Genomic DNA, 19,694 nt, shown 5'->3' on the forward strand with positions numbered 1-19,694 from the left:
ATTAACCCTTGCATACTTCTTAATGCGCAGCCAATCACTTCGGCGGTTTAGTCAATAAAGCGTTACAACAGAAGTCCTAGGACGTATTACTTGAAATCTATTCATAGCATGCAAGCATCACAAACAAAAAAACGGCCTCTCCTGAGGCCGTTTTAGACTTACATTCGTTGAATCACTAGCGATAAGAAGCTACAACTTACAGCTATTAGATATCAATATTCCCCGCCGCCAGCGCATTCGTCTCAATGAACGCGCGACGCGGTTCTACATCGTCACCCATCAACGTCGTGAAAATCTGATCCGCTGCAATCGCGTCTTCGATCTGCACCTTTAGCAAACGGCGTACATTCGGATCCATCGTCGTTTCCCACAGCTGTTCGGGATTCATCTCGCCCAGACCTTTATAGCGCTGCTTGCCGACACTACGTTCAGCTTCGCCGCGCAGCCAGTTCATCGCCTGGTGGAAATCGCCGATGGCGCTGACCTTGGCTTTGTCACCGGCGCCACGTTGTACAGTGGCACCCGGACCGATCAAACCCTTGAACGTTGCTGCGGCTGATGCAAGCACGCCGTAGTCCGGACCAGCGACAAAATCAGCATCGAAGCCGGTAACCTTGATATTGCCGTGGTACATGCGCTCGATGCGCAATGCGAACTTATCCGCCAGTTCGTCGTGCACAACGCTGACCTTGACAGCCGGATCGTCGACGCCTTGCTGCAGGCGAGCAGCCGATTCGTCAGCAGCTTGCTGCGAACCGAGGTCCAGCGTCACACCGGTCATAATGGCGGTGAGAGCTGCCGAATCGATCGTGCGCGTCAGGCGATTGATGATCGCGTTGGACGTGTTGTACTGGCGAACCAGTTCCGACAACGCTTCACCGGTAATCGGTGCGGCACCTTCGTTCGGCGTGATGGAAGCATCGTTCAATGCGATCTGCATCATGTAGACGGCTTCTTCCAGATCATCTTTCAGATAACGCTCGTCCTTGCCATGCTTGACCTTGTACAGCGGTGGTTGCGCGATGTAGACGTGACCACGCTCGACCAGTTGCGGCATCTGGCGGTACAGCAGTGTCAGCAGCAGCGTGCGAATGTGGGCGCCATCGACGTCAGCATCGGTCATGATGATGATGCGGTGATAGCGCAGCTTGTCGATGTTGAATTCATCAACGCCAATCGACGTGCCGAGTGTGGCGATCAGCGTAGTGATCTGTTCGCTCGACAGCATCTTTTCGAAACGCGCCTTCTCAACGTTCAGCACTTTGCCGCGCAGCGGCAGGATTGCCTGGAACTTACGGTCACGGCCTTGCTTGGCAGAGCCGCCTGCGGAATCACCCTCGACGATATACAGTTCGCACAGCGCCGGATCTTTTTCCTGGCAGTCGGCCAGCTTGGCGGACAAGCCCAAGCCATCCATCACGCCCTTGCGACGCGTCAGTTCGCGTGCCTTGCGTGCTGCTTCGCGTGCACGTGCAGCTTCGACGATCTTGCCGCAGATGATCTTGGCGTCGTTCGGCTTTTCCATCAGGAAGTCGGTCAGCGTCTTGGCGACGATCTCTTCGACCGGGCCGCGCACTTCGGAAGACACGAGCTTGTCTTTCGTCTGCGAGCTGAATTTCGGTTCCGGTACTTTGACGGACAACACGCAGGTCAAGCCTTCGCGCATATCGTCGCCGCTGACTTCAACCTTGGCTTTCTTGGCCAGATCGTTTTCTTCGATGTACTTGTTGATGACGCGCGTCATCGCTGCACGCAAACCCGTCAGGTGCGTGCCGCCGTCGCGTTGCGGAATGTTGTTGGTGAAGCAGAGCACCTGTTCGTTGTACGCATCGTTCCATTGCATGGAAACGTCGACGCCGACCAAAGTACCTTGTTCCGACTCGCGCTCGCCAGTTGCCTGGAAGACCGTCGGATGCAGGACGCTCTTGGCCTTGTTGATGTATTCGACGAAACCGCGCGTGCCGCCTTCGAACGCGAAATCTTCTTCCTTACCGGTACGCTGATCGGTCAGCTTGATGTGCACGCCATTGTTCAGGAACGACAGCTCGCGAATGCGCTTGGCGAGAATGTCGTAGTGGAATTCGACGTTCGTGAAAATTTCCTCGTCGGCCCAGAAATGCACTTCGGTACCGCGCTTGTCGGTTTCACCCAGCACCTTGATCGGGGAGACGACGTGGCCGTCAATGGTTTCAATTTCGCGATTGACCGGTGCGCCACGCGAGAATTCCATCGAGTGTACTTTGCCGTCGCGACGAATCGTCAGCTTCAGCTTTTTCGACAGTGCGTTCACGCAGGACACGCCCACGCCGTGCAGACCGCCGGACACCTTGTACGAGTTCTGGTCGAACTTGCCGCCGGCGTGCAGCTCGGTCATGACGATCTCGGCCGCGCTGCGTTTCGGATCGTGCTTGTCATCCCACTTGATACCGGTCGGGATGCCACGGCCGTTGTCGGTGATCGAGATCGAGTTGTCCGAATGGATGGTGACGTGGATTTCACTGCAGTGACCTGCCAGCGCTTCGTCGATGGAATTGTCCAGCACTTCGAAGACGCAATGGTGCAGACCGGTGCCGTCCGACGTATCGCCGATGTACATGCCAGGACGTTTGCGGACCGCTTCCAGGCCTTCGAGGATCTGGATGGAAGACGCACCATACTGGGCGGATTGCGAGGATGGATTCTCGTTCGGGATCGCGGACATAGCTACCTTCATTACAGTGATGGATGATGCAACAGGGAGGTCTTTTCTTGCCTGGCTTCGCGGAAAAGCGCGGAGGGGATGAAGGAAAAGGCGTCGGAAACTACAGTTGCGGTATTCATCCTAATTGGGGGCGAAGTGCCTGTTTTTAAAGCGGTTTTTCGCTCTAAAACCGGGATTTCGCACACCCAATCATTGGGGAAACAAAAGGCGTTTTACGTGAGTAAAACCCCTTATCAAATACGCATCGGCATCACGACATACTTGAAGTCGGGATTTTCCGGTACGGTCAACAATGCCGATGAATTGGCATCGCCAAGCGCAATGTTCACATTGTCGCTCTTGAGATTGTTCAGCACGTCGAGCAGGTAGGTGACGTTGAAGCCGATATCGACGCTGTCGCCGCCGTAATCGATTTCAACTTCTTCCACTGCTTCTTCCTGATCGGCGTTGGTGGAACTGATCTTCATGCTGCCGGGCGCAATCACACAGCGCACGCCCTTGAACTTGTCGGACGTCATGATCGCCGCACGCTGCAGCGAACGCAGCAGGGTGTCACGGCCGATCGTGAAGTTGTTCTTGTAGCCCTTCGGCACCACGCGCGTGTAATCCGGGAACTTGCCTTCGACGAGTTTCGAAATCAGTTCGATATCGCTGAAGGTCAGCTTGACCTGGTTGGTGGCGATTTCCAGATCGACTGGCTGGTCGGTTTCTTCCAGCAGGCGCTGCAGTTCCAGAATGGTCTTACGCGGAATGATCACTTCCTGACGCGGGAATTCCTGCTCGGTCGCAACCTGGCAGAACGCGAGGCGGTGACCGTCAGTCGCCACGGCGATTACGTTCTTGCCATCGACCACCAACAGCAGGCCGTTCAGGTAGTAACGGATGTCCTGTTGCGCCATCGAGAAGTGCACCATGTTGAAGAGGTGCTTCAGCGTCTTCTGCGGTAGAGTGACCTTGGCGTTGTATTGCTCGGCTTGCGCTACCGTCGGGAATTCCTCGGCAGCCAGCGTCTGCAGCGCAAAGCGCGACTTGCCGGACTGCACCGTCATGCGCTTGTTCGACAGCGACAGTGCGACGTCGCCGGAGTCGGGCAGCGCACGCAGGATGTCCAGCAGCTTGCGTGCGGCAACCGTGGTGGACGCAGCATCGTTGCCGCTGCCGACCTGCGCGTGCGTAGTGATCTGCACTTCGATGTCGGTCGACAGGAAAGAAACGCGCTCGCCATCCTTGCGAATGAGGATATTGGCCAGAATCGGCAGCGTGTGCCGACGCTCGACAATACCACTCACTATCTGCAACGGACGCAGCAGCGCATCTCGTTGGGCTTTGACCAATTGCATAGTTAGATCCTTATCGATAGAGAGTTAAACAAATGCGCGAATACGGTGCTCAATAAAAATCAAACGCCGGCGACTTTGTCACGCCCCGCCGGCGCTCGCCGCGCCATGTCCGTTTATCTCCTCTTGCCGGAAAGTCTGTTGAGACCAGTTCTTTCCCGATGGTCGGACGGCTCGGCAACAACTGCGTATTTTGACAGAAACACCCGGCTAAAAACCCCAAGTCGGCGTGATTTTGTCCCTAATCCGACTTATCCACCTGCTATCCACCACTTATCCTACGGATATCCACAAAGTTATCCACAGGCTCGTAGGCAGCTCAACCTTTCAGCGTTTGCTCCAGCACATGCAATTCATGATTGCATTCCGGGCTCTTGCTCCGGTCGGCGCCGATCTTGCGAACCGCATGCAACACGGTCGTGTGATCACGGCCGCCAAACAGCTCGCCGATCTCCGGCAGGCTCTTTTGCGTTAATTCTTTAGCAAGGTACATCGCGATCTGGCGCGGCCGGGCAATATTGGCCGGGCGCTTCTTCGAATACATGTCGGCGACCTTGATATTGAAGAAGTCGGCGACCGTTTTCTGAATATTCTCGACGGAAATCTGGCGGTTCTGTACCGACAGCAGATCCTTCAGCGCATCCTTGACGACCTCGATCGTGATGTCCTTCCCGTGGAAACGGGAGTAAGCAAGAATCTTGCGCAGTGCGCCTTCCAGCTCGCGCACGTTGGAGCGCAGATGCTTAGCGACGAAGAAAGCGACGTCGTCGGAGAACGTCACGCCTTCCTGTTCCGCCTTTTTCAGCAGAATCGCCACCCGCATTTCCAGCTCCGGCGGCTCGACGGCGACCGTCAAGCCGGAATCGAAGCGCGAAATCAGCCGCTCATCCAGACCGGAGATTTCCTTCGGATAGGTGTCGCTGGTGATGATGATCTGTTTCTTGGCCGCAATCAGCGCTTCGAACGCATAGAAGAATTCTTCCTGCGTGCGACTCTTGCCGGCAAAGAACTGCACGTCATCGATCAGCAACAAGTCCAGCGAATGGTAATAGCGCTTGAAGTCGTCGAAACCCTTGCGCTGGTAAGCAGTCACTACGTCGCGAACATACTGTTCTGCGTGGATGTAGCGAATTTTGACGTTCGGATTGTCGGCCAGGATCTGGTTGCCGATCGCGTGAATCAGGTGGGTTTTACCAAGGCCGACGCCACCATACAGGAACAGCGGGTTGTACGAACTGCCCGGATTATTGGCGACCTGGATAGCTGCGGCACGAGCCAATTGGTTGGCCTTGCCTGTAACGAAACTCTCGAACGTCAGCGCGGTATTGATGCGGCTTTGGTCGCGACGCGGCGCTTCTTCAACTGCGGCGGGAATTGCTTCCGGCATCCCGGCCGGCATGCCATCATCCGGCGGTGCTTCACCGTTGGTTGTACGCAACGCCGGCTTCTTCGCAGCGGACAGCCGCGGATCCAGCACAAACTGGACTTCGACCGGCATTTCCCAGAATTCGGCGGCGAGGGTGGTGATGCGGCTGGCGAACTGGGCCTTGACCCAATCCAGCTTGAAACGATTCGGCGCGGCGATGCGCAAGGTGCCGTCCTCGTAGTCGAGGGGCGCCAGCGGCTTGATCCACGCGCTGTATTGTTGAGGCGTCAACTCCTGTTCCAGGCGGGCGGAGCAGCTTTGCCAAAAGTTTTCCATGAATCGTCTTTTTTTGATCTCTTATATAGAGAGGCCTTACTGCCTTCCCTTGGTGGTCTATTGATGCCTGACGGCCGCCACGCGTCGCGCTATTCTACCCCCGTCGAACGAAGTTATCCACAGGCCGGCGGTTTATTTCAAAAGTTGCCAGACCGTCCAAACGCCGCTAAGTAATTGACAAACAAGCGGAAAATGCTGTTTAATTCCGGGTTCACTACCCACGATGTTGGACCGTTGCGTTGTCGCTTCAGAGGCAATCAACATGCGCCAGCTTTTGCCCACGTCCAAGCGATGGGCGCGTGATGTTCCGATTACTTTTGCCGATTAGCGAGACAACAAAATGAAACGTACTTACCAGCCTTCCGTCGTACGCCGCAAGCGCACCCACGGCTTCCGCGTCCGCATGGCGACCCGTGGTGGTCGCGCCGTGCTCAATGCACGCCGCGCCAAGGGCCGCAAGCGCCTGGCTGTCTAAGCAGATGGCGTGACCGGCGACCGCTCGTTCGAGTTTGCACGCGATCGACGGATCGTTAAAACGGATGAATTTTCATCCGTTTTTCGTTTGCGTCCCGTGTACAGAACTGCGCATTTCGTCCTCTACGCACGCAAGACCGAGCTGCCGCACGCCCGCCTGGGCGTGGTTGTCGCCAAACGCCTCGCACCACGCGCCGTGACGCGCAACACCATCAAACGCATGACACGCGAACTGTTTCGACAGGCGGCCCTGCCGCAGATCGACTGCATCGTTCGCCTGTCGCAACCCGTCAATGCCAAAACGGCGCCGGCAACCGGCGCCGGCCTTCGCGTATTGTTGCGCGAAGAATTGACGCGGCTGTTCGATTCCCAACGCCTGCGCACACCGGGGGCAAACGCATGAAGACCTTGCTGTTGCTGCTGGTGCGCGCCTATCAACTGGGTATCAGTCCCTTCCTCGGCCAGAACTGCCGCTTCTATCCCAGCTGTTCGCAGTATGCGATCGAAGCAATTGGCCAGCATGGCGCGCTGAAAGGCAGCTGGCTGTCGGCCAGACGGCTGTGCAAATGCCATCCCTGGCACCCAGGCGGCGTCGATCCCGTCCCCGGATCGCCGACGCAAACCTCTTCTTCAACCGCTTGCGGTTGCGGCCATTCCCGAACCTGATTAAGAGCTTATGGATACCAAACGTACCATCCTGTGGGTTGTGTTCTCGTTTTCGCTGCTGATGCTGTGGGACAGCTACAACCGCTATGTCGGCAAGCCGCCGATTTTCGGACCGGACACCACGCAAAAGGCAGCACCGGCTGCCGGCAGCACCAACACGGACACTGCCGCAGCTGCGGACGCACACGTCCCGACGGGTACGCAAGCGGCAACGCCGAACGGTGTGCCGGCTGAAGCCAACGCTGCTTCGAAAAACGAGCGCATCGTCATCACGACGGACGTGATCAAGGCCGAGATCGATACCGCCGGCGGTGAGATTCGTCATCTGGAGCTGCTGAAGCATCACGAAAGCGGCCATCCGGACAAGAACGTCGTGCTGTTCGATTCCACGCCGCCGCGCACCTACCTCGGCCAAAGCGGCCTGACGGGCGGTGTTTATCCGAACCACAAGACGATGTTCACGGTGCAGCCGGGTTCGCGCGATCTGGGCGACGCCAACCAGCTGCAACTGGTGATGACGGCGGAACAGGGCGGCGTCAAACTGATCAAGACGTTTACCTTCAAGCGCAACGACTATCGCGTCGACATCAAGCATGACATCGTCAACAACACCGGCGCACCGATCACGCCGTCGCTGTATCTGCAACTGGTGCGCGATGGCGGCAAGCTGGACAATGAATCGCACTTCTACAGCACGTTCACCGGCCCGGCCGTCTATTCCGATGCCGACAAGTTTCAGAAAGTGAACTTCGATTCGATCGAAGAAGGCAAGGCTGATCACGCGACCAAGACGAAGGATGGCTGGATTGCATTGGTTCAGCATTACTTCGTGTCCGCCTTCATCCCGCCGGCAAACGTGCAGCAGGAAATCTATACGCGCAAGCTGGCGACCAATCTGTATGCCGTCGGCTCCATCCTGCCGGTGGGCACGGTTGCACCGGGTGCTACCGCATCGATGGACACCACGCTGTACTCCGGTCCGCAGGAATCCACCCGCCTGGAAGAAGTCGCGCCTGGTTTCGAACTGGTCAAGGACTATGGCTGGCTGACGATCATCGCGCGTCCGATCTTCTGGCTGATGACGCACATCCACCAGTTGCTTGGCAACTGGGGCTGGACCATCATCGTGCTGACCATCCTGATCAAGTTGGCATTCTTCCCGCTGTCGGCCGCCGGCTATCGCAGCATGGCGAAGATGAAGCTGGTCACGCCGAAGATGACCGACATCCGCACCCGCTACAAGGGCGATCCGCAGAAGATGAATGCGGCAATGATGGAGCTGTACAAGACCGAGAAGATCAATCCGCTCGGCGGCTGCTTCCCGATCGCGATCCAGATTCCAGTCTTCATTTCGCTGTACTGGGTGCTGCTGGCCAGCGTCGAGATGCGCAATGCGCCGTGGCTGTGGATTTCCGATCTGGCTTCGCCTGACGTGCTGTTCGGCGCCTACAACATCTTCGGTTTCCATCTGACCATCGGTATCCTGCCGATCCTGATGGCCGTGTCGATGTTCGTGCAGACCAAGATGAACCCGACGCCACCGGATCCGATCCAGGCGAAGATCATGATGTTCATGCCGATCGCATTCTCGATCATGTTCTTCTTCTTCCCGGCCGGCCTCGTGCTGTACTGGGTGGTCAACAACATTCTGTCGATCGCGCAGCAATGGGCAATCAACAAGAAGATCGCTGGCGGCAAGAAGGCATAAGCGTTCGCCACTTCACCAACAGTCTGAAAAAGCCCGCACCTTGCGGGCTTTTTTGTTGCCGCTCGCGGGCAACAAACTTAGAATGACTTCATGAACTTCGACTCCTCCCCCATCGCCGCCATTGCCACCGCACCGGGGCGCGGCGGCATCGGCATCGTCCGCATCTCAGGCAAGGACCTTTCTTCCATCATCGCTGCCGTCTGCGGCCCCGACAAGCCGCTGCAGCCGCGACAGGCGACGTATCTGGGTTTTCTGAACACCGATGGCAGTATCATCGACAAAGGATTGGCCATCCACTTCAAGGCGCCGCATTCTTATACCGGCGAAGACGTGCTGGAGCTGCAAGGCCACGGTGGCCCGATCGTGCTGCAGATGCTGCTGACGCGCTGTCTACAGGCCGGCGAGGGCATCGGTCTGCGCATGGCACAACCTGGCGAATTCACGCACCGCGCCTTCCTCAACGACAAGCTGGATCTGGCCCAGGCCGAAGCCGTCGCCGATCTGATCGAAGCCTCGACGGAAGCGGCGGCGAAATCCGCGTCGGAATCGCTGTCCGGCGCCTTCTCCAAAACCATCCATGATCTGGTTGAGCGCGTCACGCGCCTGCGCATGCTGGTCGAGGCGACGCTGGACTTCCCGGAAGAAGAAATCGACTTCCTGCAGCAATCCGACGCGCGCGGCCAGCTTGATGCGATTCGCGAGGCGCTGCAGCAGGTATTCAAGCAATCGGCACAGGGTGCGTTGTTGCGCGACGGCCTGAACATCGTACTGGCCGGCCAACCCAACGTCGGCAAGTCGTCGCTATTGAATGCACTGGCCGGTAACGATGTCGCCATCGTCACGCCGATCGCCGGTACCACACGCGACAAGGTGATCGAAACCATTCAGATCGAAGGCATCCCGATCAACATCATCGACACCGCCGGCATTCGCGGCGCGTCCGACGCCACCGACGAAGTAGAACGTATCGGCATCGAACGCACATGGTCGGCCGTCGACAAGGCTGACGTTATCGTCCACATGCTCGATGCCAGTCGTGGCCCCACGCGTGCAGACGAAGAGATCGTCGCACGCTTCCCGACGAACGTGCCCGTCATCCGCATCTGGAACAAGATCGACCTGTCCGGCCACAAGCCGGCCATCGATCGCATGCCGGACGCCACGCACATCTATCTGTCGGCCGCCGATCTGTCCGGCACGGACTTATTGCGTAGCGAACTGCTGCGTCTGGTCGGCTGGCAGCAGACTGGCGAATCGCTGTACCTCGCACGTGAGCGCCACCTGATCGCTCTGAAATCCGCACACGATCATCTGGAGATGGCGGCACAGCATGCCGCACACGACAGCGCGACCTCGACACCGGCGCTCGACCTGTTCGCCGAAGAACTACGACTCGCGCAGGAACGGCTGTCGAGCATCACGGGTGAATTTACGTCGGACGACCTTCTGGGCGTAATCTTCAGCCGATTCTGCATCGGCAAGTAATACCGCCCCCTGTCACAGAGCGGCACACCCTCATCAGTTCCATTTCCCATGCCTGGCTCGCACACCGAGCCAGGCACGCTTTGCCGTCCAGCCCCGTTTTGCGCGACAATACCGGTCTATCAAGGTTTTGCGTCGCCGATCCTCGATCAGCCGCATCGCTGCAGTTCCCCTGAACCTTCCACAAGCGCATCGCTCATGACCACGTCCAAAATCATCTACACCCTGACCGACGAAGCCCCGGCGCTGGCGACCTATTCGCTGCTGCCCATCGTCGAAGCTTTCACCCGTTCGTCCGGCATTGCTGTCGAAACGCGCGACATCTCGTTGGCCGGTCGCATCATTGCGGCCTTTCCCGAATTCCTGACCGACAGCCAGAAGATCGACCCGGCGCTGGCCGAGCTCGGCGAACTGGCGACGAAACCGGAAGCCAACATCATCAAGCTGCCGAACATCAGCGCGTCGATCCCGCAACTGAAGGCAGCAATCAAGGAACTGCAGCAACAAGGCTACAAGCTGCCCGACTATCCGGAAGAGTCGAAGGACGACAAGGAAAAGGACATCAAGGCACGCTACGACAAGATCAAGGGCAGCGCCGTCAATCCGGTACTACGCGAGGGCAACTCGGATCGCCGTGCCCCATTGTCGGTAAAAAATTACGCGCGCAAGCATCCGCACAAGATGGGCGCATGGAATGCCAATTCGAAGACGCATGTTTCGCACATGAACAGCGGCGATTTTTACGGCAGCGAGAAATCGGCCGTCATTGAGCAGGCAGGCAACCTGCAGATCGCCCTGGTTTCTGCCGATGGCAAGACGACCGTGTTGAAGGAGAAAGTCGCCGTCAAGGCAGGTGAGATCGTCGATGCCGCAGTCTTGAGCAAAAAGGCCTTGCGCGATTTTCTGGAAGCGCAAGTGATCGATGCAAAGGCGAAGGACGTGCTGTTCTCGGTGCACCTGAAAGCGACGATGATGAAGGTCTCTGACCCGATCATCTTCGGCCATGCGGTTTCCGTGTTCTACAAGGATGTGTTGGCCAAGCATGCCGCCACGCTGAAGGAAATCGGCTTCGATCCGAACAACGGCATCGGCGATCTGTACGCGCGTATCAAGACGCTGCCGGCCGACAAGCAGGCGGAGATCGAAAAGGATGTACAGGCCGCTTACACACAACGTGCCGCCGTCGCGATGGTCAATTCCGACAAGGGCATCACGAATCTGCACGTACCGAGCGACACCATTATCGATGCATCGATGCCGGCGATGATTCGCGAATCGGGCAAGATGTGGAACGCCGAAGGCAAGCTGCAGGATGCGAAGGCCGTTATCCCGGATCGCTGCTATGCCGGTATCTATCAAGCAGTCATCGACGACTGCAAGAAGAACGGCGCCTTCGATCCGGTCACGATGGGTACGGTGCCCAACGTCGGCCTGATGGCGCAGGCGGCCGAGGAATACGGCTCGCACGACAAGACCTTCGAAATTCCCGCCGATGGCACAGTGCGCGTCACCGATGAAAAAGGCGCGGTCGTGCTGGAACAGAAAGTCGAAGCCGGCGACATCTTCCGCATGTGCCAGACCAAGGATGCGTCGGTGCAGGACTGGGTCAAGCTCGCCATCAACCGCGCACGTGCAACGAATACGCCGGCCGTATTCTGGCTCGACGACCAGCGTGCGCACGATGCACAGATCATCGCCAAGGTGAACCGCTATCTGAAGGATCACGACACGAAAGGTCTGGATCTGCGCATCCTGTCGCCGGTCGAAGCGACGAAGTTCACGCTGGAACGCATCCGCAAAGGACAGGATACGATTTCCGTCACTGGCAACGTGCTGCGCGACTATCTGACCGATCTGTTCCCGATCATGGAACTTGGCACCAGCGCGAAGATGCTGTCCATCGTTCCGCTGATGGCCGGCGGTGGCCTGTTCGAAACCGGCGCGGGCGGCTCTGCACCGAAGCATGTGCAGCAGTTCGTGGAAGAAGATTTCCTGCGTTGGGATTCACTCGGTGAATTCATGGCGCTGGCCGCGTCGCTGGAACATCTGGGTCATGCCGATGGCAACAAGAAGGCGCTGGTGCTGGCGAAGACGCTGGATGAAGCTACCGGCAAATTCCTCGACAACGACAAGTCGCCGGAGCGCAAGGTTGGCGGCCTGGACAATCGCGGCAGCCATTTCTACCTGGCGCTGTACTGGGCGCAGGTGCTGGCTGCACAGACCGAAGATGCCGCTCTGGCAGCTCAGTTCAAGGCTCCGGCCGAAGCGTTGACCGCGCAGGAAGCAACCATCGTGACCGAACTGAAAGCAGCGCAGGGCAAAGGCGTCGATATCGGCGGCTACTACCATCCCGATACCGCAAAAACCAGCCAGGCAATGCGTCCCAGCGCCACGCTGAACGGCATCCTGAACGCGATCGCCTGATAAGCCATCCGGTTTCGGCATAACGCCGAAACCGGAAACCAGCTCAACCCAGCTTGGTCAGCATGCCGAGCAGGGCGGTAGTGTCAAAGCCACCGGAAGCCGGTACATTGCCGCCTTCCGTTGCCTGATCGACGATCTTCGGCAGCAATCCGGTCAACGCTTCCAGTACGGCCGGCTTGCTCTGTCCGCTTTCGGCGGCAATGTTGTCCACTGTGGACGGCGCCAGCACGCTGCCCAGTTGCTCCGCCGTCACCGGCAAATTCGCTCCCGAGCCAATCCACGACTGCACGATCTCGCCCAATCCGCCTTGCTGGAAGTTGGCAATCAGTCCTTGCAAACCACCGGGATAATTGGCCAGTTGCTTCAATACGATGGGCAGCAAGCCGCCGCCATCTTTCGCCAACGCGCCAGCGGCCATGTTCGTCAGGTTGTCCAGTAAGCCCATACGGTTCTCCTTTTCATAAATGCGACAGTCGGATCATGCTCAATACGCCTGCTGGAGGCGTTGCGCAAATGCTAACACGCGTTGATCGCCAAACAAGATTGACGGCAGTTGAGTACAATTTGCTTTTTCGCATTTCTACCCCGCATTCCCAACGTTTTCACACCGTAATCACAGCCCTCTGCCATGATTAAATGGACTCTCATCACGCTGTTTCTCGCCAGCGTCTGCTATACGCATTACCGCGGCAAGATACGTTATCGCTGGCTGCGCCAGTCGACCGATCATTCGACCTTCATGGCGCCAATCAACGCGTTCATGACGCTGTTTTCCAGCCAGCCCGACAAGCCTTATCACGACGTCGATAGCTATCCTGAACTGAAGAAACTCGCGGAAAACTGGCACATCATCCGCGACGAGGCGATCGCGCTGCAGGGCGAAGGTGCCATCAAGGCATCGGCCAACATGGACGATGCCGGCTTCAATTCCTTTTTCCGTCGCGGTTGGACCCGTTTCTATCTGAAGTGGTATGGCGAAAGCCACCCGTCCGCCGTGCAGCGCTGCCCGCGTACGGTTGCCCTGCTGGATTCGATTCCGAGTGTCAAAGCGGCGATGTTCACGCAACTGCCGCCGGGTGCCGATCTCGGCCGCCATCGCGACCCGTATGCCGGCTCGCTGCGCTATCACCTCGGTCTTGTAACACCGAACGACGACCGCTGCTTCATCGATGTCGATGGCATCCGATACAGCTGGCGCGACGGCGAAGCAGTGATCTTCGACGAAACCTACATTCATTGGGCTGCCAACGAAAGCGACAAGAACCGCATCATCCTGTTCTGCGATCTGGAGCGGAAGATGAAGTGGGGCTGGGCGCAGGCGGTCAATCACTGGTTCAGCAGCACGGTGATGGCGGCGACGGCGGCACCGAACGACATGGGCGACCGCACCGGTGGCGTCAACAAGGCGTTCAAATACATCTACTCGGTGCGCGCCGCCTTCAAACGCCTGAAGGCACGGAATCGTCCGCTGTACTACGGCATCAAATGGTCGTTCCTGATTGCCATCGTGGTCGCAATCGTGGTGGTCTAACGCCTTGGGCGTTGTTGTATCACTATAAAAAAACCCGCTTCGGCGGGTTTTTTCATGAATCAGTCCGGCCAGTCATAACCACATCTTTGGTTATGCAATCATGGCATTCAATCGGCGCTGACTTTTCGCACTTCGGTACTGTCCGCTGTCAGTATGGTTCCGTCTTTCGCGATCGGCACCATCACTGGAACCGGCTTGCCTGTACGTTTATCGATGAGCACCGAATGACGCTCGCCGCGCTCGAACAGGTGTTTCTCTCCCCATTGCCGTAACGCCACCACGATGGGAAACAAGCTTTCCCCCTGAGTCGTCAGAATGTATTCCTGATAAGCCGTACCATCCGAGGCCGCCCGTGTTTCCAGAATGCCGGCGTCCACCAGCTTGCGCAAACGGTCGGACAGAATATTGCGAGCCATGCCCAGGTTGCGCTGGAAGTCACCGAAGCGACGCGTACCATCAAAGGCATCGCGGACGATGAGCAACGACCAGCGATCTCCAATCACATCGACAGAACGGGCAACCGGACAAGGCTCGCCGATCGAAAGCTTGTTACGTGGCATGACATCTCCTGGCAGACAACAAGAACACTCTGGTTGCATTTTAAAACCACATGACATAACATTCAATCAGTTTTATTTTGCAACCAGATTGAATGGACTTGATCATGAACGGTTCTCCTGTCTCGTCGGCTTTGCCACGAAGTCTCGTATGGCTGTTCGCTACGGCCAGTGGCTTAAGCGTGGCGAATGTGTATTACGCACAACCGCTGCTGGATGCATTAGCACTGGATTTCGGCATTAGCCACGCAGCTGTCGGCGGTGTCATTACGACTACGCAAATAGGATGCGCATTGGCTTTGCTGTTGCTGGTGCCACTAGGAGATCGAGTGAATCGCCGACGCCTGATGGCGATTCAATTGCTGGCTCTGGTAGCGGCGCTGGTTGCAGTAGGCATGGCACAGTCTGCACCTGCAATGTTGGTCGGCATGCTCGGCGTGGGTTTATTGGGTACGGCGATGACCCAAGGATTAATTGCCTATGCGGCCAGTGCAGCCGCGCCTTGTGAGCAGGGCCGTGTTGTAGGGGCTGCGCAAGGTGGCGTATTTATCGGATTGCTGTTGGCGCGCGTCTTTTCGGGTGGCATAAGTGACCTGGCCGGCTGGCGTGGTGTTTACTTCTGCGCCGCCGTGCTGATGCTGGCAATTGCGCTGCCGTTATGGCGACGTTTGCCCAACTTGCCCGCAACCATGAATGCCATGAGCTACCCACGCCTCATCGTTTCAATGTTGACGTTGCTACGGCAGGAACGGGTACTCCAGGTGCGCGGCGTGCTGGCCCTGCTGATGTTCGCCGCATTCAACATCTTCTGGAGCGCACTGGTGCTACCTCTTAGCGCGCCGCCATACCAGTTTTCGCACACCACCATTGGCGCTTTTGGACTTGTCGGCGTGGTGGGCGCGTTGGCTGCTGCACGTGCCGGACAGTGGGCCGACCAAGGATACAGTCAGCTTACCAGCGCGGCAGCGCTAACCGTGTTGTTATTGGCATGGTGGCCGCTGTCATTGATGGAGCGCTCACTGGGCGCATTGGTAATCGGTATCGTACTGCTCGATTTGGGTGGCCAAGCGCTGCACGTCACCAATCAAAGTCTGATTTTTCGGACCCGCCCAGAAGCGCACAGCCGCCTGGTTGGCCTCTACATGTTGTTCTATGCAGTCGGTAGTGGATTGGGGGCAATCGGTACGACGGCCACGTACGCATATGCCGGGTGGCAGGGTGTTTGTCTACTAGGAGCCGCTGTCAGTCTGGCAGCATTATTGTTCTGGGGCGCGACCTGGCGAACCATGCCGCTGTCGATACCTCGGACCTGATGGAATTGAAAAACCCTGCATGTGAAGTGGGATGTGCTGTCGTGCCGAAATGCAATTTCGCCGATTTTCCGACAGCAGAATGTGCCAAACTCCGATACTGATCCCACTTTACGACTGCAATGATGCTTACTGCAGCGGCGCTTGCCGCAGCACGATCATGGAGCCGACATGAGCAAACTCGCGATCATTGGTTTTCTTTCCGCCGCTGCAGCCTTAAGTTTTTTCTGCTCCAGTACTGCACACAACGATAGTCACGGACATGGTATCGCGATCGCTCAAACGCGCTAACAAACAAAAACGGCCTGATATACAGGCCGCTTCTTTCTAAATTGACGCTACGGCGTCAGGAGTGAACAGGGATATTTTCGCGTTTGTTCCAGGCCTCGACAGCCTTTTCGCTATTCCGTGCCGGAGTATCGCCGCTAAAATGCGGAGCATTGTGATGCAATGCACATCCCTCATGAAGACAATGTACATAGCTGTAGGGCAACTCTGATTCAAGATAATAAGATTGCTTCAACTCCGCCACATCGCCGCACAGCGGGCATTCTTTCAGTGCCTTGTCCATTGTTCTCTCCTGTTTGATTGCTAGCCAAACTACGATAATTTCAATTCGCTAGAATTCCGCCGCTACCTCCTTGTTTGTTTTTGTTTCTGACGGCAGACCGGTTTCAGTCCACTCGATTTGATTCTAGTCCCAAATCATCCGACGTTGTGCTTCAGTTGAAAATCATGCATCTGAAGCCGCTTATCGAAGATCGTTTTTCAACGATGGTCCTCCGCACAACGCAGGTTACCCTTCTCGGACGGCTGTATATGCAGGCGTCTTCCGCCGATTTCCAGATCCTGCCACGCCGGCTCCACCACGCGATAATCGCCGCCTTGCAGTGCCTCTATCATGTCCTTGCATCGTGCGCCGAAGATGACTGCGCTCTTGCTCCATTGGCCGTCCGTCGTATCCTGCGTAAAGACGGCGATCTCGCTATAGAGGTTGTCGTTCTTCAGCAGAATATCGGCATGACCATCGCGATTGACGTCTTTCAGATAGGCGTTGCAATGCCTGTCGCGGAAACGCAAGCAGTCCGGCACATTCGCCTTGTCTTTCCATTCCTGCTGCAGAAAGCTTTCCGGCAGCGCCTCAGTCTTCGGCCAGACGGTGATGTCATGTGTACGTGAAGCGGCATCGGCAACAGGATTGCCGTCATTCGGGTCCCAACGGTTTTTCTTGTTCAATGCCGTTTCGGCCTGCCTGCGGATGATGGAAGCATCGGCCCCGGCCGCGCTCGTCTTCAAATCCTGCAACGCTTCCTTGCCGTAACGCTTTCCTTCGAAACGCAAATAGTTGTAGTCGAAGGCTGCAGCCGCGATCTTTCCGCCTTCCAGACGCGCCATCTGGCTGGCGACAGACAGGCGCGCGGGATCGCCGAGCGGCGAGAACAACACAATCAGCATTGCCAGGATCACGAATGCCGTCGCAATATTGGTCGGTGCAATACGCGCCAGCCAAGTACCGCGCTGGATCGCTGCCCACAGATAACCGCAGGCATAGCAGGCTGCTACCAGCAGGCCAGCAGCAGCGATCACGCGATCGGCAGTCCAGCCATACTGCCGCACGCGCAACGACAGTGAATAGATGGCGATTGCCACCATCGGCAACAGCAATAGGCAGGCGATGCGCGCAACGACGCGCAGGATGCGCACGACTCGCGGCCCAAGCTCGCCACCCTGGAATGCGGCATTGATCAGCAGGATCAGCACGGCTGTCGCACCCAGCAATACCGAGGTTGCATGGCGCGTCGCCCACAGCGGTTCGAGACCGACGAAAGGCAGGCTGACGACAAACCCGCCGACGATCAGTGTCGCTACCGGCAACAGCCATGACATCAAGACCAACAGCAACCCGCGTATACCGCGCACGATGCCGGGACGCACGTCGGTCACATGCAGCGCAACGGCAAATGCGAAAGCCGTTACCGTTACTGAAAACCACGGGCGCGTCAGCAAATGCCGCAGGAAATCGAGCTTGACCAGCATGAATAGCGCGCTGCCCAGCCACAGAATCAGCCATAGCACGCCAATGAACAGCAGCGAAAACGTGATCTGAATGCACAGCTTCCACGACGTCTCGAAATACGTCGGATAACGGGCGATGCGCCGCCCGTCGGCAGCACCGGCGAGCACCAGTGCATGTGCGATATAGAAACCCGTCGCAAGGAAAAACAGCAGCCACCCGGAAAACGGATATCCGCCAGGTCTGATGCCGGCAAGCGACCAGCCGCTCGGCACATCCATGTTGCGCCAGACATCGTGCATCGCCAGCAGAACGCAGACGACCGCCGACGCCATCATCCAGATGGTCAAACGCCGATTGCCAAGATGACCGAGGCCGGAAATGAATAGCGGCGGCACCAGCAGGAATACGGTCACCAGTGGCACAAACAGATAGGGATACGCGGCTGGCCAGCCAGTGTGCTTGGCCGACCAATAGAGCGCATAGAGGACGACGCCCTGCAGCAGGCCGCTGATCGTGCGCAGTCGCGCAACGCGTCCGCTGACGATGGATTCCGGGATAGACGATTCCTCGTCCCTGCCTGCCGTCGTATGCATGCCTTCCTCCGCTGGTGATATATGCGATGCCGCACTCTACCCGATTGCGATGGCAGCGCCATACCGCAAACGCGGGAAAGCCGTCGCTACTGATTACGGAAAATGTACAGCGCTGCGCATAACGCGCCGCCGATCAGGTACAGCAACGAGGTACGCGATACCGCATAAGGAAACAGCATCAATGCCACGCCTATCCATTTCGGATATGGCAAACCGGCTTTCCTGCCGTATCGCCATGCGGCGTAACCGATGATACCGAACAGGATGGCGCCAAACAGATAGGCTGGACTGGGCAATTGCAAACCGGCGGCAGCCAGGGCATCGAGGTTATCCATAAGAGTTTCCGGAAATACGCAATCGGTGTGACGCCGCTATCCGATGTCACGGACGGCGAGCGATGCGAACGCATCAGAGAACGTTCCGGTCATGACAGGTATATGACAGCGCACACAAAATGATGCAATCGTATGTGCCGTCATAACGGCGTCACAATCGGTCGTTATTCTCTGCTTCGATACTTCTCCAAGTATTGATATTCTCTTTTAGCCCGCATCCGGAAGTGCGGGCTTTTTTTTGCGATCGCTTTGCGCGTTACCGCACATGCCAGTCGGCTCAAGCCTTCTCGAACACGCCTTCGACGCGATTCTTGCGCACGTCATCCCAGGTGAATATCCGGGCATTCATCGCGATGTAGACGCCATGCGGCAAGGTCTGCGCAATACCGCATGCGAAGCCGAAGTTGAATAGCGCATCCGAGTTCTTCACTTCGTACGGAATCATTGCGCCGGTCAGCACGATGGTCTTCGGCAGTTGTGCCGCACCCAGCACTTCGGCAGTCTCCTTCATCGTATCGGTGCCGTGGATGACGACGATGCTTTTCTCGTCGGCGCGCAGGCAGCAGGCGGCAATACGCTGGCGATCCGCATCGTGCATATCCAGCGAATCGAGGAAAGGCAGCTGCTCGAGCTGAACCGGGATGGTGATGCGGGCACGTTTGATCACATGTGGCAGATGGCCATGGCCGAAGCCAAGCTTGCCCTCGATTTCATCGTAGTGCTTGTCGAACGTGCCGCCGGTAGCAATGATGCGCAGGGTCATGGAAGTGTGTCATCCGATGTATTTGTTATGAAACACATCATAGCGCGCGTTTTCGAGCCGCGGAAGATGTCTGCAGTCATTCGGTATAGATGAG

At 57.3% G+C, this 19,694-nt stretch carries 17 protein-coding genes; 8 read left to right on the top strand and 9 right to left on the bottom strand.

Annotated elements, in window-relative coordinates; genetic code table 11:
• Nucleotides 1-205 precede the first annotated feature (205 nt).
• The 3 genes from gyrB to dnaA form a co-directional block, all read right to left on the bottom strand.
• On the bottom strand, nucleotides 206-2,701 hold the full coding sequence (gene gyrB / locus ACO1VH_RS12785) for a DNA topoisomerase (ATP-hydrolyzing) subunit B (RefSeq protein WP_486244859.1): 2,496 nt from the start codon (nucleotides 2,699-2,701) through the stop codon (nucleotides 206-208).
• Nucleotides 2,702-2,934: 233 nt separating this feature from the next.
• Entirely contained in the window at nucleotides 2,935-4,041 is a 1,107-nt protein-coding gene (dnaN, locus tag ACO1VH_RS12790) for a DNA polymerase III subunit beta (RefSeq protein ID WP_486244860.1), read from the bottom strand.
• A 316-nt stretch (nucleotides 4,042-4,357) separates the two neighbouring features.
• Nucleotides 4,358-5,740, bottom strand: coding sequence for a chromosomal replication initiator protein DnaA (dnaA, locus tag ACO1VH_RS12795; RefSeq protein WP_486244861.1), 1,383 nt, complete (start codon nucleotides 5,738-5,740; stop codon nucleotides 4,358-4,360).
• A gap of 340 nt (nucleotides 5,741-6,080) precedes the next feature.
• Between dnaA and rpmH the strand changes: the two genes are divergently transcribed.
• The 6 genes from rpmH (at nucleotide 6,081) to ACO1VH_RS12825 (ending at nucleotide 12,494) form a co-directional block, all read left to right on the top strand.
• The gene (gene rpmH, locus ACO1VH_RS12800; protein WP_040041456.1) at nucleotides 6,081-6,215 is read left to right on the top strand and encodes a 50S ribosomal protein L34; all 135 of its coding nucleotides are present in this window, start codon (nucleotides 6,081-6,083) and stop codon (nucleotides 6,213-6,215) included.
• A 9-nt stretch (nucleotides 6,216-6,224) separates the two neighbouring features.
• Nucleotides 6,225-6,617, top strand: coding sequence for a ribonuclease P protein component (gene rnpA, locus ACO1VH_RS12805; RefSeq protein WP_486244862.1), 393 nt, complete (start codon nucleotides 6,225-6,227; stop codon nucleotides 6,615-6,617).
• On the top strand, nucleotides 6,614-6,880 hold the full coding sequence (gene yidD, locus ACO1VH_RS12810; RefSeq protein WP_486244863.1) for a membrane protein insertion efficiency factor YidD: 267 nt from the start codon (nucleotides 6,614-6,616) through the stop codon (nucleotides 6,878-6,880). The genes rnpA and yidD overlap by 4 nt, the downstream gene beginning before the upstream one ends.
• 10 nt (nucleotides 6,881-6,890) lie before the next feature.
• The gene (yidC, locus tag ACO1VH_RS12815) at nucleotides 6,891-8,588 is read left to right on the top strand and encodes a membrane protein insertase YidC (protein ID WP_486244864.1); all 1,698 of its coding nucleotides are present in this window, start codon (nucleotides 6,891-6,893) and stop codon (nucleotides 8,586-8,588) included.
• Between the two features lie 90 nt (nucleotides 8,589-8,678).
• Nucleotides 8,679-10,073: a tRNA uridine-5-carboxymethylaminomethyl(34) synthesis GTPase MnmE gene (mnmE, locus tag ACO1VH_RS12820; protein WP_486244865.1), complete on the top strand. Its 1,395-nt coding sequence runs from the start codon at nucleotides 8,679-8,681 to the stop codon at nucleotides 10,071-10,073.
• Between the two features lie 195 nt (nucleotides 10,074-10,268).
• Nucleotides 10,269-12,494: an NADP-dependent isocitrate dehydrogenase gene (locus ACO1VH_RS12825; RefSeq protein WP_486244866.1), complete on the top strand. Its 2,226-nt coding sequence runs from the start codon at nucleotides 10,269-10,271 to the stop codon at nucleotides 12,492-12,494.
• 43 nt (nucleotides 12,495-12,537) lie between these two features.
• Here the strand turns inward: ACO1VH_RS12825 and ACO1VH_RS12830 are convergent, their stop codons facing one another.
• Nucleotides 12,538-12,939 (bottom strand): YidB family protein, encoded by a 402-nt coding sequence (locus ACO1VH_RS12830; RefSeq protein WP_486244867.1) that lies wholly within the window; start codon nucleotides 12,937-12,939, stop codon nucleotides 12,538-12,540.
• A 186-nt stretch (nucleotides 12,940-13,125) separates the two neighbouring features.
• On the opposite strand from ACO1VH_RS12830, the gene lpxO reads away from it, so the two are divergent.
• Nucleotides 13,126-14,025, top strand: a complete 900-nt coding sequence (lpxO, locus tag ACO1VH_RS12835; protein ID WP_486245144.1) for a lipid A hydroxylase LpxO — start codon at nucleotides 13,126-13,128, stop codon at nucleotides 14,023-14,025.
• Nucleotides 14,026-14,132: 107 nt separating this feature from the next.
• Here the strand turns inward: lpxO and ACO1VH_RS12840 are convergent, their stop codons facing one another.
• Nucleotides 14,133-14,585: a winged helix-turn-helix transcriptional regulator gene (locus ACO1VH_RS12840; RefSeq protein ID WP_486244868.1), complete on the bottom strand. Its 453-nt coding sequence runs from the start codon at nucleotides 14,583-14,585 to the stop codon at nucleotides 14,133-14,135.
• A 104-nt stretch (nucleotides 14,586-14,689) separates the two neighbouring features.
• Here ACO1VH_RS12840 and ACO1VH_RS12845 point away from each other — a divergent pair, with 104 nt between their 5' ends.
• The gene (locus tag ACO1VH_RS12845) at nucleotides 14,690-15,895 is read left to right on the top strand and encodes an MFS transporter (protein ID WP_486244869.1); all 1,206 of its coding nucleotides are present in this window, start codon (nucleotides 14,690-14,692) and stop codon (nucleotides 15,893-15,895) included.
• 343 nt (nucleotides 15,896-16,238) lie between these two features.
• On the opposite strand, the gene ACO1VH_RS12850 is transcribed toward ACO1VH_RS12845, so the two are convergent.
• From ACO1VH_RS12850 to ACO1VH_RS12865, 4 genes are all read right to left on the bottom strand, one after another.
• On the bottom strand, nucleotides 16,239-16,463 hold the full coding sequence (locus ACO1VH_RS12850) for a Lar family restriction alleviation protein (protein WP_486244870.1): 225 nt from the start codon (nucleotides 16,461-16,463) through the stop codon (nucleotides 16,239-16,241).
• 197 nt (nucleotides 16,464-16,660) lie between these two features.
• Complete coding sequence (locus ACO1VH_RS12855; RefSeq protein WP_486244871.1) at nucleotides 16,661-18,502, bottom strand: DUF4153 domain-containing protein; 1,842 nt, start codon at nucleotides 18,500-18,502, stop codon at nucleotides 16,661-16,663.
• A gap of 86 nt (nucleotides 18,503-18,588) precedes the next feature.
• A complete protein-coding gene (locus ACO1VH_RS12860) occupies nucleotides 18,589-18,837 on the bottom strand; it encodes a hypothetical protein (protein ID WP_486244872.1) in 249 nt (82 codons plus the stop codon).
• A gap of 277 nt (nucleotides 18,838-19,114) precedes the next feature.
• A complete protein-coding gene (locus ACO1VH_RS12865; protein WP_486244873.1) occupies nucleotides 19,115-19,600 on the bottom strand; it encodes an asparaginase domain-containing protein in 486 nt (161 codons plus the stop codon).
• Nucleotides 19,601-19,694 lie beyond the last annotated feature (94 nt).

The organism is Oxalicibacterium sp. (assembly GCF_057353965.1).

Bases quoted from the DNA above. Each gene is read 5' to 3' on its own strand.
- ACO1VH_RS12865 (WP_486244873.1), bottom strand. From the start codon at position 19,600: ATGACCCTGCGCATCATTGCTACCGGCGGCACGTTCGACAAGCACTAC.
- ACO1VH_RS12830 (WP_486244867.1), bottom strand. From the start codon at position 12,939: ATGGGCTTACTGGACAACCTGACGAACATGGCCGCTGGCGCGTTGGCG.
- yidD (WP_486244863.1), top strand. From the start codon at position 6,614: ATGAAGACCTTGCTGTTGCTGCTGGTGCGCGCCTATCAACTGGGTATC.
- yidC (WP_486244864.1), top strand. From the start codon at position 6,891: ATGGATACCAAACGTACCATCCTGTGGGTTGTGTTCTCGTTTTCGCTG.
- ACO1VH_RS12850 (WP_486244870.1), bottom strand. From the start codon at position 16,463: ATGGACAAGGCACTGAAAGAATGCCCGCTGTGCGGCGATGTGGCGGAG.
- ACO1VH_RS12860 (WP_486244872.1), bottom strand. From the start codon at position 18,837: ATGGATAACCTCGATGCCCTGGCTGCCGCCGGTTTGCAATTGCCCAGT.
- dnaA (WP_486244861.1), bottom strand. From the start codon at position 5,740: ATGGAAAACTTTTGGCAAAGCTGCTCCGCCCGCCTGGAACAGGAGTTG.
- ACO1VH_RS12845 (WP_486244869.1), top strand. From the start codon at position 14,690: ATGAACGGTTCTCCTGTCTCGTCGGCTTTGCCACGAAGTCTCGTATGG.
- ACO1VH_RS12855 (WP_486244871.1), bottom strand. From the start codon at position 18,502: ATGCATACGACGGCAGGCAGGGACGAGGAATCGTCTATCCCGGAATCC.
- gyrB (WP_486244859.1), bottom strand. From the start codon at position 2,701: ATGTCCGCGATCCCGAACGAGAATCCATCCTCGCAATCCGCCCAGTAT.
- ACO1VH_RS12840 (WP_486244868.1), bottom strand. From the start codon at position 14,585: ATGCCACGTAACAAGCTTTCGATCGGCGAGCCTTGTCCGGTTGCCCGT.
- rpmH (WP_040041456.1), top strand. From the start codon at position 6,081: ATGAAACGTACTTACCAGCCTTCCGTCGTACGCCGCAAGCGCACCCAC.
- mnmE (WP_486244865.1), top strand. From the start codon at position 8,679: ATGAACTTCGACTCCTCCCCCATCGCCGCCATTGCCACCGCACCGGGG.
- dnaN (WP_486244860.1), bottom strand. From the start codon at position 4,041: ATGCAATTGGTCAAAGCCCAACGAGATGCGCTGCTGCGTCCGTTGCAG.
- ACO1VH_RS12825 (WP_486244866.1), top strand. From the start codon at position 10,269: ATGACCACGTCCAAAATCATCTACACCCTGACCGACGAAGCCCCGGCG.